Here is a 17,887-nt window from a genome sequence, read left to right on the forward strand (position 1 = left end):
TGCCATACTGAAGCTAAACAGGAATACTTTAAACAATGCTGATACACGTTGAAACACCACTTGGCATAAAAAACTGCACCTTAAAATGTTCAAAGTGCGGTTGCACCCAAGAGGAAATCCGATAGCTATCGGATCGAACTCCCACACCATACAGGCGCCAGCCCCTCAAGCTGGTGCATCTACCACCCCGATAGCTATCGGGGTCGCCTTTAAGATATTACTGAGGCCGTAAACAAAAAAGCTTCGGTTTTACCGAAGCTTTTAGCGTACCGATCAGCAGGAATACTTTGAACATTTAAATCGCTTTTTATTGCTTATAGAGCCTATAATTGAGGATTTGGAGAGAAAAAAATTCATTTAATCAGATGTTAAAATTCAAGGTGATTTTCCATCAAATCACCTTGACCAGATTATAATAGAACAAAAAATTTGGCAAATGTGAAAATTACCAGTTATCTATTTCTTCCGTAAAAAGGGCAAAAGTGAGAAACTAAAATTAACATAAGGGACGTTACTTAGCTTATTCTTCACAAAATATTCGCTTGAGGTTTCTTTCCGATCAAAAGCACGTGCCGAAAGCGGTGTCAAAACGCCACCATTTATACCGAAAATCATCTTTTTCCCTACGCGATATTCTGCTCCTATTCCTGATTTAAGATCAATAGTAGTATAGTTTGCATCCTTTGGCAAATTGGCACTGTTAAGGTCGAAAAAGGCGAGCGAGCCCCCCAATGTTGTACCTGCAGTTGCCCAGAAACGATTCGAAAATTCCCTTCTTAACCCTACACCACTAGGCATATTCACGTTCAGTTCCAGTTTATTGGCAAACTTATGCCAGTAGTTAAATATCACGAATGCAGGCACTTTTAAAGAAGGGTCAATATTAATTACCGCACCTATCGAATACCTAGTTGTTGCAGTTTGTTTTAAAGGAAATACCGCAGTCCCTAAAAAGCTAACCCGTTTAACCTTCTCGATGTCGTTGGTTACTCCCGTTGCGCTGGCCATATAATAAACCGGGCGTCCGAAAAGAGAATCCCTACGGGTAAATGAGGCGGTAAGCCCAAAGGTACCTTTATTAAAAATTACATCTTCATTACTCAAAGTCGGACTAAAACTCTGTATATCACTTACCCTGATCTCCTGCTGAAAAAACGTTCCAGAGATGCCGAAGGAATTTTTACCCCAAGCAGCAACAGGCAAGTTCATTATTATTGTGGTACGCAGCGTACTGGCTTTGCCCTTTAACAGCGGACTTCCGAGCAAGCTACTTTCAATGTTTCCTTTTCCTATCAAATCAGTAGAAACCGTCACCTGGCGTAGAACAGGATTGAGGATAGCTGCTTCTTCAAGCCTGGCCCTACCAATAGAATCCATTGTTTTTTTGCTGAGCTCCTGTTGTTGTGCGCAGCAAAAATTGACTGCGCCTATAATAAATACCAAAGATATTATTGATCTTTTCATGTTTTTTATGCTTCTTGAATTTGAATATTGTTATTTGTTTTTTTAGCAAACCTTGCTTTCACATTTTCAACGATGAGATACATTGCAGGTACTACAAAAAGGGTAAGCACCATAGAACTTGTGAGTCCTCCTATAATTACCCAAGCCATTCCGTTCTTAATTTCTGCTCCGGGCCCACTGGCAAGTGCAATCGGCAACATGCCCAGTATCATGGCGAGCGTGGTCATTAAAATTGGTCTGAGTCTTTCTTTTCCAGCTTCTATCAACGCATCCTTTACCGAACGCCCTTCGCTCTTAAGGTGGTTGGCAAAATCTACGATCAGGATCGCATTTTTTGAAACGAGACCCAACAACATCACCATACCAATAATGGAGAAGATATTTAGTGTTTCCATAGCTAATGCTAAGGCCAATAAGGCACCAATAAGCGCAACCGGAATAGAAAACAATACCACAAAAGGATATATCAGACTTTCGTAAAGCGCAACCATGACCAGATAGACCAGCAAAATTGCGATAACCAGTGCCAAGCCCAAACTTCCAAAAGCATCGCCCTGGTTTTTTACATCGCCCAAATATTCTACCGTAACTCCCGTAGGAAGTTCAATCAGCTTCGCTTTTTCTTTAATTTCTGTAGCAATGGTACCTACCGGGCGTCCAGCTACATTGGAGTTTACGGTAATAGAACTTAGCCTATCGCTGCGTTGCAATACACTTTCTCCCATCCCACTAACTACCTGCGCAAATTGGCTCAGCACAAAGCTTTGACCATCGCTGTTGGTAAATGACAGGTTTTTTACATTATTGATATCCGAACGACTATATTCATCCAACCCGATAAGAATATCATATTCATTTCCAACTTGTTTAAATTTTCCCTTATCGTTACCACTGAAGGCATTTTGCAAAGCGTTTCCTACCTGACTAGCGTTGAGCCCCAACAAGGTCATCTTTTCACGGTTCAGTTTCACCTCTATCTGCTGTTTCTGGTCTTTTACAGATAACTGAACAAACTGTGTTCCAGGCACACTTGCTACCAGGGTTTTATATTGATCGGCTACTTTTCTTACCGAAGCAAGGTCTGTTCCCTTAACCGCAATTTGAATAGGTATTTGTCCGCCACCACCAGAAATTGAGGTTGGCAAAGCGGTAACTTTTATGCCCGGAATAACAGCGGTAAGTTCCCGCTCTATTTGGATGGCAAAATCTTCTGCGCTAATTATCCGCTCTTTTCTGCCTTTGAGGGTAACTGTGAGTTCAGCCAAATTCGCATTGTTTCCAGTTCCCGCCACGCCACCGCTTACAAAACCAATACTCGAGAAAACTCTTTCTACTTCTGGTTTTGCCAGGATAATTTTCTCCGCTTGCTGAACCGTCATGTTTGTCTGATAAATACTCGATGATGGCGCAAGTTCCATCTTCAGCAATAGTTCGCCCTGATCCCCTGCGGGGATGAAAGCTCCACCAATAAATCCAGTTCCTACCAGCATCAAAGATCCTACGATCAGCAATATCACGCCCGAAAGTAACCAGCGTTTTTTGCGGAGTACCGTTGCCAGCATCCCTACGTAGGCTTCTTTTAAATTATCGATGATTTTTTCGAAACCGATGTTTATCCTTCCCCACAAGGTTTTCGGATTAAGTTCTTCTATTTTACCAAAACGACTGGCCAACATCGGGGTAATGGTAAAGGACACAAAAAGGCTCATTAAGGTAGAAATTACGACCACTAATGAAAATTCGCTCAGGATCGATCCGATCAATCCTCCGGCAAAAGCCAGGGGTAGAAAAACCACCACATCTACCAGCGTAATGGCAAGTGCTGTAAATCCAATTTCACTTCTACCGTCAAGCGCCGCCTTTCGTTTATCAGAGCCCATTTCCAAGTGCCTATATATATTTTCCAGCACTACAATGGAATCATCAACCAAAATCCCCACGACCAGTGAAAGCGCCATCAAGGACATCAGATTAAGTGAAAAGCCAAGAAAATACATCGCAATAAAAGTCGGGATAATAGAAGATGGCAAGGCAACCATAATGAACATCGAACTGCGGAAACTGTGCAGAAAGGCCAGCATTACTATGGCTACAATTACTACCGCTAGTCCCATATCAAAAATCACAGCATCTGCAGACTCTAACGTATAGGTAGACTGATCGCTTGAAATTGTAAATTTTAGTCCACTGCCAGAATATTGCTTTTCGATAGCGGCAAAACTCGCCCTTACGCCTTCACTTACGTTTACCGCATTGGCATCAGACTGTTTGATGATCTGTATACCGATGGCCGGAATACCATTGATATGATTAATTGCCGTGGTTTTTGCCGTGGCATCCACCACTTCGGCAACATCTTTCAGGTAAACATTCCCCTCCTTTGGGCGTTGTTTCACAATAAGCTCCCGCAGTTGTTCAATAGAAGTTACATTTGCATCGTACTGGATGGAAAGTTGTTGTTCTTTGGTTTCTATTTTTCCTGCCGGAAAGGATTGATTTGCATTGGCAACTGCATCGGTAACTTGGTTGATGCCAATGCCATAGGCTTTAAGTTTGTCCTGATCTATGTTAATCTGGATTTGACGTTCATCACCACCCACTATGCTTACCTGCCCAACTCCAGCAACATTTTGCAAAATAGGCAACAATTGCTTATCAACCATATCATACAACTGTCGTGGCGCCATATTCGAGGTAACTCCTGCCCTTACAACTGGTGTTTCTTCCAAATTGACTTTATTAACTGTCGGGCGATCTGCATTGTCCGGCAATTCGTTCTGTACCTGATCTGCTTTTCGTTGGATGGATCGTTCCGCTTCGTCCAGATCGGTACCACTTTTTAGCGACACTGAAAGTTGCGATATCCCTTCCTGCGAGGTCGAACTGATTTTATCCAAACCTTCAACTGAAGAAAATGCATCTTCGAGCTTTCTGGTTACCGAAGTTTCTACTTCCGCCGCCGAAGCGCCAGGATAAATAGTACTTACCGATACCGTTGCTACCTCTATTTTGGGCAAAAGATTGTAGTTGAGCTTAAAATAGCTCATTACACCGAACAAAATAAGAACGGTAAAAATAACAATGATAAGTAGTGGCCGTTTTACGGCAATTTCTGAGATTGACATTTACGGCTGTTTTATTTTGAGATACTTACTTCACTTCCCTCTTTAAGATTGATCTGGCCCGAGGTTACAACTACTTCTCCGGGCTGAAGACCAGAAACGACCTGAATCTTATCTCCAATTTCGCTCCCTGCTTCAATTTTCCTCAGCTTCGCAATACCGTTAGAAACCACATAAACCGACGCATTTTTCACCCCTTCGGTCAGTGCCTCCCTAGGGATCACAATAATTTGTTGGCTGGTTTTCCTAGAGAAATCGGCATATACAAAAGTGCCCGACCGTAATACTTCTCTGGTTGCGTTTGCTACCATGATCTCTACAGGATAGTTATTGGTCTGGTCTGCCTGTGGACTGATAAAACTAATTGTTCCCTGAAATTCCCGGTCAGGATAAACATCAGTTGTAATCTTAATTTTTTGCCCGTTTTTAACCTTGTACACTTCACTTTCGGTAAGATTAACCAATACCTTGGCCTGCGATAGGTTGATGATGGTGGCAATCTCCGTTCCGGCAGGTACGTAAAGACCTTCTTCAACTGATTTAACAGAAATTGTTCCTGCGTTTGGTGCTTTAATAACGGCATCACCTAAATTTTTACTCGCCTGTGCAACTAGGTTTTTAGCATCCAAATAATCTTGATTTAACTGATTTACTTTTTCCTGTGTGGCCGCTTTTCCGCGAAGAAGTTCAGTATAAGTATCCAGGTCATTTTTTAATTTAGCGGCTGCCGATTGCGCTTTTTGCAATTCTAACCTTAATAAGCGATCATCTAGAAGAGCAAGTACTTGTCCTTGCGCCACCTGATCTCCTAGTTTGAAACGTACCTCGCGTATAGTACCGCTAGTAATAGATAATGCTTTTACTTCCCTGAACGGAGCAAGCACGCCCGTTTTATTGATACTAATTTCCATTTCCTGTTGAACGACTTGAGCAACCTTGACCGGAATTTTGATTTCAACTAGTGTACTTTTGTTCTTTTTGCTGTTGATTTCCTTTTTATTTGCAGATAGCTGATAAACCACTATGCCGATAAGAATTACGGCAATAGCTATCAATACATATTTTGTTTTCATGCTAATGATTTAGTGTTGAGATGAATAAGCTGTTTTGAGAGTCCCTGATGCTTTCTCGAGCTCAATTTTGGCCAACAGGTAATTGTATAGCGAACTCAGGTAATTATTTTGGGCTTCTTTTAAGGATTGTTGTGCAGTAAGCCACTCGCTCAATGGTACAGTTCCCTTTTGATATTGCAGATCCGTTACATCCAATACCGATTTTGCTAGGTCTATAGTCCGTTTGTTATTTTCAATATTGATAAACTCTTTCGTTACCTTGGTACGGGAGTTCTGATATTCCAGTTGGTACCTGTTCTCGTCTATCTTCAGGTTTTCCTGGGCATTAATCCGCTTAAACTTAGCTTGGTTATATTGTGCATTTCTTTTAAAAAAGTCCAGTATCGGAAAATTCAGTTTAAGGCCTATCACAGAAAAATCGCTTATGGAAGAGAAAGATTGCCCAAGCTGGTCGCCAAAACCTACCCCTCCGTACCTGGCATAAGCAGTAAGTTTGGGATAAATACCCGCTTTGATTCTTTTTTCATCAATCTCCAACAATTTAGCTTCAGTTTGCGAAATACGGTAATCGGTAATTCCCGCTACCAAAATCGTATTTGAAGTTGGAAGAACGGGTGATTGACCCACACCTGAATGCTCAACTTCCAGCGGGTCTTCAAAAGGGAAACCCATTTCAAATTTTAGCTGGTTTTGCGAAAGACTTAAATTACTTTCTGCAACTACACCTTGCGAAACCGCATTATTATAATCGACCGTAATTTTATCAAGTTCTTTCTGTAGCAAAATGCCCTTGTTAACCTGCAAGCGGCTAATCTCCATTTGCTTTTTGTAGGTTTCCTGGTTGGCCTTCAAAAAATCAAGTTGTTCCTGATAAACAAAAATTTGATAATAAGCGGTGCTGATATTGAAGATGATTGTTTCTTCATTCTTGATGATATTGAGCTCGGCTTGTTGCTTATTGTATTTATTGGCTTTCAAACCTGTAATCAACGAAAAATCAAAAAATGTTTGATCGAGCTGAGCTGTAGCATTGGTGCTAAACTTTTTGGTAAAGGCAACTCTGGTATCAGTTGGACCAAAAACCCCTGCCGGTATAATCGTTTCCTGTACCTTCAGGTTATCGTCTATTGTACCCGAAAGGCTAATGGTTGGCAAATGGGCTGCCAATGCTTCTTTAGCTTTTGCATCGGCTATCTTTTTTTCGTTGAGGTAAACCTGCGTACTTCTATTGTTTCTCAGCCCGTATTCGATACATTCTTTTAATGTCCACCGTTGTTGGGCAACTAGTGAAAGAGGTAGCATGCACAGCCAAAAAAGGATATTCTTTTTCTTCATTACTGATGATTTGTTCTGCAAAGATGGCTTTAGGGAATAGCATGTTAAAGCAAAACATTCGCGAAGCGGACAAAATCGGCAACGAAGAGATGGATAGAAAAATGAGGTGATCTAAGCCATAACAGATTTTAGTCTGCCTTTGATAGCCACTCCAGAAAAAGCGGCGCTTTTACCTTGCTGACCATTATTTTCTCTTCAAAATTAATGGTTAGGTTAAGCGATAGCTTTCTGGAGAAAAAGCTCGAAACGTCTCTAACCACCTTGCGGGAAACCAGGTACTGGCGGTTAGCTCTAAAAAACGTTTGACCAATTATTTTTTCAAGTTCCTCCAGGCTCTTGTTTGGGTAATGTCTTTTTCCATCGAAACTAACAATATGGGTAACCTCATTTTCAAGATAGAAAAGTGCAATTTCACTGAGCTTTATCGGCATGATTTTATCCTGATAATAAACCAAAATAGAAGATACTACCTGCTTTTCTCGATTGGTCAAAATCTCCATCAACTGCTCATATCCACCGCCAGAAAACTGCTGTTTAAGGTGCCCGTATTTGTTTAATGCACGTTCTAGTGTTTCAGATGTAAATGGTTTAAGGATATAGTCTATCCCATTGGCGCTAAAGGCTTCCATCGCATACTGATCGTAAGCTGTACAGAATATAATTGGTGCTGTTGTTGCAACCTTCATAAAAATTTCAAAGCTCAGGCCATCTCCAAGTTGTATATCGCTAAAAACCAGATCAACTTTGTGGCTTCCTTCAAAATAAGCAATCGCTTCTTTTACCGAACGTAATTGTATAATGTTGGCCGGACTGTCTAAAAGTTGTAAGATACTACTTTGCAGATCTTCAGCAACCAGGCGCTCATCTTCTATGATTACTATATTCATCTGTTAATAATTTGATACCTACTATAAATTCCCCATTCTCTATGCTGATCGCAATATCATTGCCAGAAAGGAGTTTACAGCGTTCGGAAAGGTTGGCAAGACCGCTGTTAGTAGATTGCTCCGCATTTTTTTTTGGCTGCAAATTATTGCTTACGCTGATGATACCAGAGAGAACTTGAATTTCAATATTTAGCGGAAGTTCTTCGGTTAGTTCATTATGCTTGATCGCATTCTCCAAAAGTGGCTGGAGTGAAAAAGCAGGCAGATAAAGATCTTTACCATCTGCCTCCTTTGTATCGATGGTACACGTAATTGCAGTTCCGAAACGGATTTTTTGCATTTCAAGATAATCATTAAGTAACCTAAGTTCATCTTGCAAACTGGAAACCTCTGCATCGCGATCAAAAATAGATGCACGTAGAAAATTTGCCAAATGCACCATATAAGTATCGCCAGTTTTGGTATCAACCTTATACAATGACTTAAGTGTATTGAGTGCGTTGAACAAAAAATGCGGGTGGATTTGTTGCCTTAGCAAAAGTATTTCTGCTTCGGCATGTGCGGTCTTAATTTTAGAAAGCTCCAGTTCTGCATTCATCTTTTCGTTTTGGAGCATCACTAAGTTAATCACGATAGTGACCATAGTGTTAACTAAAGAACTGGAAACGACAAATATCATGAAGGTTTGTAGCGTAAACTCAGACCAACCTTCATCTTTTTCTATAAATCTGGTAAAAACTGGAAATACCAATAAATAAATGCTCAAACTTAAAGGATAGCCAGAAAGATACCGAAACAGCTTGATCTTTTCTATATCATTTTCATATTTCGCTTTTAACCAAACCAGAATACCGATATTCATCATACCGACGAGTGACATGGAAACTAAACCTTTAAAAATCACCGGCAAAGAACGGATTTCACTAGGGTTAATCGAAAAAGCAAAATAAACAATGCCATTAACGATTATCGCCATCAAAAAAACCAGGCTCAACATTCGTCTAATAGGCAGCTTTTTCTCCATTTCACCAAAAGTAAGCATTTTATAGGCGGATGATGATTACTAGAAAGCGGAAGCGGACAAACTTGAAAATAAAACTGACAAATCAGGAATTAAAAGAAACTTTGGCTTACTTTACCTTCACCACTACTTTCCCTTTTGCACGTCCGCTCTCTACATATTCCAATGCCTGGCTGGTCTGGTTAAATGGAAATACTTTATCCACTACCGGAATAATTGTTCCCGCTTCTGTAAGTGAAGTGATTTCTTTCAATTGTGCACCATCTGCCCTCATAAAAAGAAAAGAATAGCCAACATTAAGTTTTCTTGCCTTTTTAACGATACCAAAACTAACTAGAGAAAGGATGGTTTTGATCAACCAATTAGCCCCAATTGCTTTGGCAAATTCTCGTGTAGGCGGGCCAGAAATAGAAATTGCCTTTCCTCCCGGTTTAATTACCCGCAATGATTTTTCCAATGTTTTATTGTCCTGGCTGTTCAGTACCACATCGTAATCTTTCAGGATGGTTTCAAAATCTTCTTTTTTGTAATCGATCAGCACATCTGCGCCAAGTTTTTTCAGCATTTCGAAGCTTTTTTCACTTGCTGTTGTAGCAACCGTTGCACCCAAATGTTTCGCCAGCTGAATAGCAATCGTACCTACGCCTCCAGAGCCTGCCTGAATAAATACCTTTTGATCTTTTTTCAGCTTAGCATTTTCTACCAAAGCCTGCCACGCCGTAAGTGCAACTAGAGGGATAGAGGCCGCTTCTTCCATAGAAATATTCTTAGGCTTTAGTGCCAAATCATCTTCGCCAATGGCGATATATTCTGCAAAGGTGCCAATGTGAAAATCTGAAACACGAGCATAAATTTCATCGCCTAACTTAAACCGCTTTACATTTTTTCCAACTTTAGTAATAACTCCAGCTACATCATGCCCCAAAATGATTGGAAGTTTGTAAGGTAAAATCAACTTAAATTCTCCCGATTTTATTTTCGCATCAAGCAGATTTAAGCCCGCAGCATGGATTTCAACCAATACTTCATTATCCTTTAGGATTGGCGTAGGAATATCAGTAAGTTCTAGCGCTCCTCTTTTATCGTATTTTTTTATTGAAAATGCTTTCATTTTAAAATTGAATTTATTTTCTTCGGATTTATCAATCCAAAGGTGAGTTTAGGAAAAAAACGGTTCAATACATAGATCAGTTTCGAATCACCCACACGAATGGTATATTGGTTTTTTTCTAGACCCTTTATCAGCCCCTTAATCAATTGCTCGGTGCTTATCTTTTTATCATCTCGATCGGCTACCATATCCGTATCAACCAAAGGTGGCAACAGTTCGAAAACCTTTACATTGGCACCAAGAATTTCGAGGTGGCCTCTTAAAGATTTGGTATAAAAAGCCAGTGCACTTTTGGATGCCGAATAGGTGGCTTCAACCAGTGAGGGCACCATGCTCAAAATTGAAGTGGTATTGATAATGGCACTTTCCTTTCTAGATTTTAGCATTTCCATAAAAAGATTGTTCAACCTGACTACGCCAAGATAATTGACCTGCATTTCGTACTCAGCACCTTTAAAATGATTATCACTAGCAACGCCTAAATTTTTGGGATGCACACCAACACCTGCATTGTTATAGAGTATATCGATACCACCCAGTTTATTTACCTTTTCAAAAAGCGCATAAGCATCGGTCTCATTCCCAGCATCACTTTGTATGGTAGTTAATGTTGGGTAAGCTATTTTTGCAGCAGCCAATTTATCTTGGTTTCTTCCAGTTATGATCACTTTAGCGCCAATCTGCAGAAATTGTTTCGTAGCTTCTAGCCCGATTCCTGATCCTCCGCCAGTAATGAGGATGGTTTTATCTTTTAAAATCATTAAGACTTGAATTAATGAGGAACATTTTCGGTAATTGGAATCACCAATTCGTGGATTTTCTTGGTATCGCCTACAGGAACCTCAAATTGATCTTTTTCTAAAGCAGCAAACAGCTCATCGGCAACTTCCGACGCTGGAATACCACTTGCGCCACCAATTTCTGCAGAAAATTCAGTGTTAACCAATGGTGGATAGAGTTCATAAACACTCAGATTTTCGTTATCCGCAAATGTATCTCTCAAACCTTGTGTATAGCTATGTAAAGCTGCTTTACTTGCCGAATAAGTTGGCAAATATTTATTGGATCTGAAAACAGCTATTGAAGAAACATTTACAATTGCAGCTTCTTTCTGTTGTAAGAGCAATGGTAAAGTTAAAGCAGTAAAATCAATCACGCTGATGTAATTGGTATTGATTTCCTCGTATGCTTTTTCTGCTGCATTGTTGTTGCTCTCACTTAAATCATTCATAAAAGCAGCACCAGCATTGTTAATGATGATGTTTACAGCGGGATGGTTATTTTTTAATTCTTCTGCAATCTTAATTCTGTCGGCTTTTACCGACAAATCGCCTTGTATGGCAACAGTATTTTCTAATTCCCTTAAGGCATCTTTAAGGCGTTCTTGGTTACGTCCGTTAATGATGATTTTATTACCTGCTGTGCTTAATTTTTTCGCTATGGCTAAACCTATTCCAGCGCTTCCACCACTGATAAATATGGTATTTCCTGTTGTTTTCATTGTATCTATAATTTAATTATGTAAATTTGCTTGCGTTTTGCAAGTGCAAATATATAAACAACTTTCATTTTGCAAGTAGTTTTGCGATTTATTTTATGGGAAATTTAAAAAAGCGGTCTGAATGCCCTATTAGCAGTTCATTAGATATATGGGGAGATAAATGGTCTTTACTGATTGTGAGAGATTTGATGTTCTCCAAACAATGTACTTATGGCGATTTCCTAAAATCGGAAGAAAAAATAGCGACCAATATCTTAGCGTCCCGATTACAAATGCTTGAAGAAAATGATGTGATTACAAAGCAGGAACATCCCGAAAGCAAGGCAAAAGTTTTATACAAACTAACCCAGAAAGGGATTGATTTGCTTCCGCTAATGATTGAAATAAATTTATGGGCTGATAAATATTTTACACTGCCGCCGGAAAGAAGAGTAATGCTTGAAGAAGTAAAAAAAGATAAAGATGCATTTATAGCAAGCAAAATAATTGAATTGTTATAACATTTGAATCAATCTAAACTGATTCTTTGGGCTTAACGAGCCATATATTACACATATCTCAGTTTATGTACTAGACATCCCTTTAATGATTAATTCACTATAGTTAGAATAAATACCATATTAACACAAAATTAAGTTCAAACATAATCTTCTAATACCCCGTAATTTAAAAAGGCTTAAGCAGGAATACTTTGAACAAGGCTGAGATAGCATTAAAGACCGATTTGAACATAAAAAACCGGACTTTTTTATGTTCAAAGTCCGGTTTATATACTAAGCATGCATACTTAGAACAGTACCCAAGAGGAGATTCGAACTCCCACACCCATACAGGCGCCAGCCCCTCAAGCTGGTGCGTCTACCAATTTCGCCACCTGGGTATTTACTATTTAATCATTCCCGAAGGCGTCTACCACCACCTGGGTTTGTGCTGCAAATATAATTTAATTTTGTATTTCTGAAACAACATTTACATTTCTATTTTTAAACCATCGTAGGCCAGTCTGATGTGAGCTGGCAGGTCCTTCTCTACATCAGCATGTTTACCCAAATTATGGCTGATGTGTGTAAGATAGGTGGTTTCGGCCCCTATCCTTTCGGCAAAGGCAATGGCCTCGTCCAAAGTAAAATGCGAAATATGCGGTTCCTTTTGCAAAGCATTCAACACCAATACCTTTGAGCCCTTTATTTTTTCAAAACTTTGTTCAGATATGGTTTTGGCATCGGTGATATAAGTAAAATCGCCAATCCTATAACCCGTAATCGGCAATAAATGGTGCATCACTTCAAATGGAATAATAGTACTTTCACCAATCTTAAAATCTTCGCCATTGTTTACCGTATGCAGGTTAATCTGTGGCAAACCATGGTATTTGGTTTCGGCAAAGATGTAATAGAACTCTCTTTTTAAAGCCGCTTGTACCCTTTCGGTAGCATAAACATCAATTACCTTATGGAGTAAGTAATTAAAAGGCCTGATATCATCTAAACCCGCAATATGATCTTTGTGTTCGTGCGTAAACAACACCGCATCCAGATCCTTTACCTTTTCGCGCAAAAGCTGGTAGCGGAAATCGGGTCCACTATCTACCACAATGGTTTTATCGGCCGTTTCCACTAAAATGGAAGTCCTTAAACGGTTGTCTCTTTTATCTGTAGATTTACAGACCTCACAAGTACAGGCAATTACAGGAACGCCTTGTGATGTACCGGTACCTAAAAAAGTAACTTTCATCTGCTTAACCTTTCCATTTTATAGATGTAACCCTTGCGCTGTATCTTCATTAAAATAATTCGGTTTGTTGTAAGGATTGATAAAACTGACGCTGCTTTTCGTCCAACAGATTTTCGTCGGTATTGGTCTGTTTTACCAGGGTAACCAATGCGGCAATTTTTCCTTCCAGATTGGAAAATTTATTCACTACAATCACTTTATTGTGTTCGAGCAGGCAAGAACCTGTTTTAAAGTTTCCTTTCTCGTAACGTACCTTATAACCCATTGCAAAAAGCAGGGCTTCTAATTTCTCTAAAGTATGGTTTGTTAGTGGCAATGACATTGGAAACAAACTTAGATAAATCTGCGCAGCATTCATAAATACGTTTGTAAAAAATAACGTTTTATTTTGTCAACACTTCAGTCGTCTGAGTGCATCTTGCTTGATAAATGGCTCAGCTGAACTCAGGTGTCTAAGGTGGTTCAATAAGAAACAGTGGTAATTTTAACCACCTCAGTCACCTTAGCGCATCTTAGTTGATAAATGGCTCAGTTGAACTAAGGTGTCTAAGGTGGTTCAATAGGAAAGAATGGTAATTTTTCCACCACCTAAGTCACTTTAGCGCATCTTAGTTGATAAATGGCTTAGATTGTGATCAAACAAAAAGGTTCAGCTGTTTCCAACTGAACCTTACAGGTTTCATCCCGCCTTGGCGGTAAGAATCATTATCTTAAATCTACCACTTCAACACCAGGATATTTTTTGGCATCGAAAGCGAAAGTAGTTTCTGGTACATTTACGTTAGGCGAAAAAGTTTTCACATTGTAAGTGTACTTGTTTCCGTTTTTATCAAACAAAACAACGTTTGCAATCTGTTTAGCTGCTTTATCAATACTTAAACGCACTTTAAAAATCGATTTTTTAGCGTCAACAGGTGTTAAATCAATCATTTCATATGTTTTACCACCTACTTTTTCATCGCCGGTATACACATATTTAAATCCTTTTTCGTAAACGGTGAAGATTTTAGCAGGATTGATGGCATCGCCACTATTATCTACATTGCTTACCTGTACTTCTTTGTCTTTTTTAAGGTAAGTCCACTGGCTTTTACCATCGCTGAACAACTCCTGGTTGGTCATGGCCACTTTATACTTGTTAGAGTTGGCTTTAACATACAAGGTACCCTGTTGGGTTTCTTTTACCTTGGCTTTTGGATTATCCAAAGTAAAGGTAAAATCTGTTTTTACGATATTATACGATTTGTATTTTTTACTCACATCAGCTAAAATGGCTTTAGCTTTCGCATCAGTTTGAGCATAGGTTGATGTTGTAAAAGCAACGACAACCATTAATGCTGAAATTAATTTCTTCATCTTTTCTTTTTTAAGTTTTTTGTCTTTGAAACGTTAGAGTAGATTTTTTGGTATTGGTTTAATCTAATCTTTGTCGTTCATACTATTCAAGAATTGTTCCAAAGAATATTCGTCTGGATATAATACCTCTCGGGCCTTGCTTCCTTCAAAAGGACCAACAATTCCGGCAGCTTCCAATTGATCGATAATTCTACCTGCCCTATTGTAGCCCAATTTAAGTTTGCGCTGTATTAGCGATGTAGAACCCTGTTGATGCATCACAATCAGTCTGGCGGCATCCTCAAAGAACTTATCACGCTCATTGGGATCGAAATCAGCTTTGCTTCCCTCACCTGCTTCATCTACATATTCGGGCAACTGATAGGCATCTGCATAACCGCGCTGGTTACCGATATATTCCGAAATACGGTCTACCTCAGGTGTATCAACGAAAGCACACTGTAGCCTGATTAAGTCGCTTCCTGTAGATAAAAGCATATCACCTCGGCCAATTAGCTGATCGGCACCGCCACTATCTAAAATGGTCCGCGAATCAATTTTCGATAAAACCCTAAAGGCTAACCTTGCCGGGAAGTTGGCTTTAATGGTACCCGTAATAATATTTACCGATGGACGCTGTGTAGCCAAAACCAGGTGGATTCCAATAGCCCTGGCCAGCTGGGCCAAACGTGCAATTGGGGCTTCAACTTCCTTACCGGCCGTCATCATTAAATCGGCAAACTCATCCACCACTAAAACAATGAAAGGTAAAAAGCGGTGACCGTTATTCGGGTTAAGCTTACGCTTGATAAATTTATCGTTGTATTCTTTTAAATTTCTTACCTGTGCATCTTTCAACAAATCGTAACGCTGATCCATTTCGATACAAAGTGAATTTAAAGTATTCACCACTTTTTTGGTATCGGTAATAATGGCATCAGCTTCTCCCGGGAGTTTGGCCAAAAAGTGCCTTTCGATACGGTTAAATAAAGTTAACTCTACCTTTTTCGGATCGACCAACACAAATTTCAGTTGTGCAGGGTGTTTTTTGAATAAAAGCGAAACCAGAATGGCATTGATACCAACCGATTTACCCTGACCAGTAGCTCCTGCTACCAATAAATGGGGCATTTTAGCCAGATCGGCGATAAACACTTCATTACTGATGGTTTTACCTAAGGCAATTGGCAGATCCATTGTGGTTTGGCTCCATTTTTCGGTATTTAAAATGCTGCGCATCGGCACCATTTCAGGGTGCTGGTTCGGCACTTCGATACCAATGGTTCCTTTACCCGGCATTGGTGCAATAATACGGATCCCTAAAGCCGCCAATGAAAGTGCAATATCATCCTCCAGGTTTTTGATTTTCGAAATCCTAACTCCAGGGGCTGGAATAATTTCGTAAAGGGTAACCGTTGGGCCAATTGTTGCCTTAATCTTATCAATTTCGATATTGTAATGGTTAAGGGTTTCAACAATTTTATTTTTATTGGCCTCCAATTCTTCGGCATTAACCGAAATTTTATTGGTACCATAGTTTTCTAATAAATCAATCGTTGGATATTTATAACCCGATAAGTCTAGTTTTTCATCATAGTTACCGAACTGCTCAACCAGATCTTCCGATTTTTTTTCTTCTTCCGTTTTCTCGATGGTAAATGCAGGTTCTTTTTCTGCTTCTATTGGCGGCTCAACCGTTAACGGAAGTGTAGCCGCTGCAGCAGTGGCCAAAGGTAAATTGGTAGCCAATGGCGACAATACAACCGGAGGTATAACTTCTTCTTCGGCTTCTTTTTCTTCGTAACGGCTAGGCTGCAATACTACATTTTGTTGCTTGCGTTCGTTACTTACAGGAGGTTTATCGCGCACCGGAAATTCAATGGGCTCAGACGGACTTTCAAAAGTTTTGTTTTTTACCGATTGTTCTCTGATATCGTTTACATAATCCGGTGTTTCGTTATCCAGGTAAACTTCTTTCTCTTTACGTTCCGGGAATTTAAAATCGATATTATAGGCAATAATTAAAATGGTTAATCCGGCAAAGGCAATTAATCCCGCAACACCTGCTGCGCCAATCTGTGCCCCTAATAATTTATTGCTCCAGTAACCAAATTCACCCTCTAAATAATGGGGAGATTCTGACCAGAAGCTATGTGCAAAGCCAAGGGTTAAAGAAATAAACAATAAAAAGAAAAAGCTATACCCTAATGTTTTTGAAATGGAAAGGATTTTAACCTTGAATAATAAACGGTAGCCGATAATAAAAAAGGCCAATACAAATAAGAAGGATGCAATGCCGAACCATTCGTAAATAAACTGGTGCGACAGCAGGGCGCCAAATTTGCCCAGCCAGTTTTGTACAACAGGTATGGTAACGCCCGCATCTTTTAATTCTTCGGTTGTTTTAAAAAGGTTACTCCACCCGCCATTGGCATCGATTACATAACTCTGGTCGTCTTGCCAGGTAAACAGATACGAGGTAAAAGCAATTAAAAAGTATAACGATAATATCACAAAAAACAGACCTACAATTTTAACTGCACGTCCGTCGGCCAGATCGAAACTTGGCAAAAATTCTCTTTTTTCTTTTGGCTGACGCGCTGATGATGATCTGCCGGGTGCACTATCTGCACCTTTATCTCTGAATGTATTGGTTTTAAACTGGTTACCCCTTACCGACATTTTCTATCCTAAATAATTTAATATTGAACAAACTTAGATAAAACTGCGCAGCATTTGCGAAAGGCTTACAAAAAAAATAATCACAAATTGCAACTGTTACTGATATAAGCAGTTTTATCATTTCCTCTCCTCCATATACAAACAACGAACCAACCTGTAGAAATAATTAAAATATGCTGGTGAATTTATGGTGTTTCTATAATCTGCCTTAAATTAAATAAAAATATTCATCGGGCATTAAACCTTAAACAGAAATTATCGTCTATTATTTTAACAACGCACAAGTTGTTACGTTTTGTCAAATGAAACGGATTTTGTTTTAGGTTTTATCCCGTTTTGCCTGGAGAGGTTAAACGGGATTTTTTTCAGACCAGAGACCTTATAACATCAACTCTATTAGTTTTATTTGTAGCGAACAAATTTTTTTTTGCCTCTTTTTCCTCATGCGATCGTCATGCTGAACTTGTTTCAGCATCTTTCCTACTAAATAGACCGTAAAATAAATCCGATAACTATCGGATCAGGGTGACGACAAAGAGCTAAAAACATCCAAAGCAGATCTTTTAAAAGTATATTATATATCGAATTGAGACTTATAAGTGACTTAGCTGGTTCATTTTTC

Annotated in this window: 14 protein-coding genes and 1 tRNA gene; 1 reads left to right on the forward strand and 14 read right to left on the reverse strand. The window is 39.4% G+C overall.

Annotated features, from left to right (window positions below; translation table 11 throughout):
* Positions 1-456: 456 nt before the first annotated feature.
* The 9 genes from R2S57_RS15765 to R2S57_RS15805 all read right to left on the reverse strand — a co-directional run bounded on the left by R2S57_RS15765 (position 457) and on the right by R2S57_RS15805 (position 11,514).
* Positions 457-1,464, reverse strand: coding sequence for a DUF6268 family outer membrane beta-barrel protein (locus tag R2S57_RS15765; protein ID WP_316845921.1), 1,008 nt, complete (start codon positions 1,462-1,464; stop codon positions 457-459).
* Between the two features lie 5 nt (positions 1,465-1,469).
* The gene (locus tag R2S57_RS15770; protein WP_316845922.1) at positions 1,470-4,589 is read right to left on the reverse strand and encodes an efflux RND transporter permease subunit; all 3,120 of its coding nucleotides are present in this window, start codon (positions 4,587-4,589) and stop codon (positions 1,470-1,472) included.
* Between the two features lie 11 nt (positions 4,590-4,600).
* Positions 4,601-5,659, reverse strand: a complete 1,059-nt coding sequence (locus R2S57_RS15775) for an efflux RND transporter periplasmic adaptor subunit (RefSeq protein ID WP_316845923.1) — start codon at positions 5,657-5,659, stop codon at positions 4,601-4,603.
* A gap of 9 nt (positions 5,660-5,668) precedes the next feature.
* Positions 5,669-6,994, reverse strand: coding sequence for a TolC family protein (locus tag R2S57_RS15780; RefSeq protein ID WP_316845924.1), 1,326 nt, complete (start codon positions 6,992-6,994; stop codon positions 5,669-5,671).
* A gap of 128 nt (positions 6,995-7,122) precedes the next feature.
* A complete protein-coding gene (locus R2S57_RS15785) occupies positions 7,123-7,881 on the reverse strand; it encodes a LytTR family DNA-binding domain-containing protein (RefSeq protein ID WP_316845925.1) in 759 nt (252 codons plus the stop codon).
* A complete protein-coding gene (locus R2S57_RS15790) occupies positions 7,856-8,923 on the reverse strand; it encodes a sensor histidine kinase (protein ID WP_316845926.1) in 1,068 nt (355 codons plus the stop codon). Before R2S57_RS15790 ends, R2S57_RS15785 begins: the two co-directional genes overlap by 26 nt.
* Positions 8,924-9,011: 88 nt before the next feature.
* Positions 9,012-10,013 carry an NADP-dependent oxidoreductase gene (locus R2S57_RS15795; protein ID WP_316845927.1) on the reverse strand — a complete coding sequence of 334 codons (1,002 nt, stop codon included), beginning with the start codon at positions 10,011-10,013 and terminating at the stop codon, positions 9,012-9,014.
* Positions 10,010-10,774, reverse strand: a complete 765-nt coding sequence (locus tag R2S57_RS15800; protein ID WP_316845928.1) for an SDR family oxidoreductase — start codon at positions 10,772-10,774, stop codon at positions 10,010-10,012. Before R2S57_RS15800 ends, R2S57_RS15795 begins: the two co-directional genes overlap by 4 nt.
* 11 nt (positions 10,775-10,785) lie before the next feature.
* The gene (locus R2S57_RS15805) at positions 10,786-11,514 is read right to left on the reverse strand and encodes an SDR family oxidoreductase (protein WP_316845929.1); all 729 of its coding nucleotides are present in this window, start codon (positions 11,512-11,514) and stop codon (positions 10,786-10,788) included.
* A 95-nt stretch (positions 11,515-11,609) separates the two neighbouring features.
* Between R2S57_RS15805 and R2S57_RS15810 the strand changes: the two genes are divergently transcribed.
* A complete protein-coding gene (locus R2S57_RS15810) occupies positions 11,610-12,014 on the forward strand; it encodes a helix-turn-helix domain-containing protein (RefSeq protein WP_316845930.1) in 405 nt (134 codons plus the stop codon).
* A 296-nt stretch (positions 12,015-12,310) separates the two neighbouring features.
* Here the strand turns inward: R2S57_RS15810 and R2S57_RS15815 are convergent.
* The 5 genes from R2S57_RS15815 to R2S57_RS15835 all read right to left on the reverse strand — a co-directional run bounded on the left by R2S57_RS15815 (position 12,311) and on the right by R2S57_RS15835 (position 17,265).
* Positions 12,311-12,394, reverse strand: a tRNA-Leu gene (locus R2S57_RS15815).
* Positions 12,395-12,483: 89 nt separating this feature from the next.
* Positions 12,484-13,248 carry an MBL fold metallo-hydrolase gene (locus R2S57_RS15820; RefSeq protein ID WP_316845931.1) on the reverse strand — a complete coding sequence of 255 codons (765 nt, stop codon included), beginning with the start codon at positions 13,246-13,248 and terminating at the stop codon, positions 12,484-12,486.
* 49 nt (positions 13,249-13,297) lie between these two features.
* The gene (locus tag R2S57_RS15825; protein ID WP_025144383.1) at positions 13,298-13,570 is read right to left on the reverse strand and encodes a hypothetical protein; all 273 of its coding nucleotides are present in this window, start codon (positions 13,568-13,570) and stop codon (positions 13,298-13,300) included.
* A 383-nt stretch (positions 13,571-13,953) separates the two neighbouring features.
* Complete coding sequence (locus R2S57_RS15830) at positions 13,954-14,604, reverse strand: LolA family protein (RefSeq protein WP_025142915.1); 651 nt, start codon at positions 14,602-14,604, stop codon at positions 13,954-13,956.
* Positions 14,605-14,667: 63 nt separating this feature from the next.
* Entirely contained in the window at positions 14,668-17,265 is a 2,598-nt protein-coding gene (locus R2S57_RS15835; protein WP_316845932.1) for a DNA translocase FtsK, read from the reverse strand.
* Between the last annotated feature and the right edge of the window lie 622 nt (positions 17,266-17,887).

The sequence above is a fragment of the Pedobacter psychrodurus genome, from assembly GCF_032678585.1.
Taxonomy (GTDB): Bacteria; Bacteroidota; Bacteroidia; order Sphingobacteriales; family Sphingobacteriaceae; genus Pedobacter; species Pedobacter psychrodurus_A.

Excerpts from the sequence above, each read along its gene's own strand:
- R2S57_RS15765 (WP_316845921.1), bottom strand. The coding sequence starts at position 1,464 with ATGAAAAGATCAATAATATCTTTGGTATTTATTATAGGCGCAGTCAAT.
- R2S57_RS15770 (WP_316845922.1), bottom strand. The coding sequence starts at position 4,589 with ATGTCAATCTCAGAAATTGCCGTAAAACGGCCACTACTTATCATTGTT.
- R2S57_RS15775 (WP_316845923.1), bottom strand. The coding sequence starts at position 5,659 with ATGAAAACAAAATATGTATTGATAGCTATTGCCGTAATTCTTATCGGC.
- R2S57_RS15780 (WP_316845924.1), bottom strand. The coding sequence starts at position 6,994 with ATGAAGAAAAAGAATATCCTTTTTTGGCTGTGCATGCTACCTCTTTCA.
- R2S57_RS15785 (WP_316845925.1), bottom strand. The coding sequence starts at position 7,881 with ATGAATATAGTAATCATAGAAGATGAGCGCCTGGTTGCTGAAGATCTG.
- R2S57_RS15790 (WP_316845926.1), bottom strand. The coding sequence starts at position 8,923 with ATGCTTACTTTTGGTGAAATGGAGAAAAAGCTGCCTATTAGACGAATG.
- R2S57_RS15795 (WP_316845927.1), bottom strand. The coding sequence starts at position 10,013 with ATGAAAGCATTTTCAATAAAAAAATACGATAAAAGAGGAGCGCTAGAA.
- R2S57_RS15800 (WP_316845928.1), bottom strand. The coding sequence starts at position 10,774 with ATGATTTTAAAAGATAAAACCATCCTCATTACTGGCGGAGGATCAGGA.
- R2S57_RS15805 (WP_316845929.1), bottom strand. The coding sequence starts at position 11,514 with ATGAAAACAACAGGAAATACCATATTTATCAGTGGTGGAAGCGCTGGA.
- R2S57_RS15810 (WP_316845930.1), top strand. The coding sequence starts at position 11,610 with ATGGGAAATTTAAAAAAGCGGTCTGAATGCCCTATTAGCAGTTCATTA.
- R2S57_RS15820 (WP_316845931.1), bottom strand. The coding sequence starts at position 13,248 with ATGAAAGTTACTTTTTTAGGTACCGGTACATCACAAGGCGTTCCTGTA.
- R2S57_RS15825 (WP_025144383.1), bottom strand. The coding sequence starts at position 13,570 with ATGTCATTGCCACTAACAAACCATACTTTAGAGAAATTAGAAGCCCTG.
- R2S57_RS15830 (WP_025142915.1), bottom strand. The coding sequence starts at position 14,604 with ATGAAGAAATTAATTTCAGCATTAATGGTTGTCGTTGCTTTTACAACA.
- R2S57_RS15835 (WP_316845932.1), bottom strand. The coding sequence starts at position 17,265 with ATGTCGGTAAGGGGTAACCAGTTTAAAACCAATACATTCAGAGATAAA.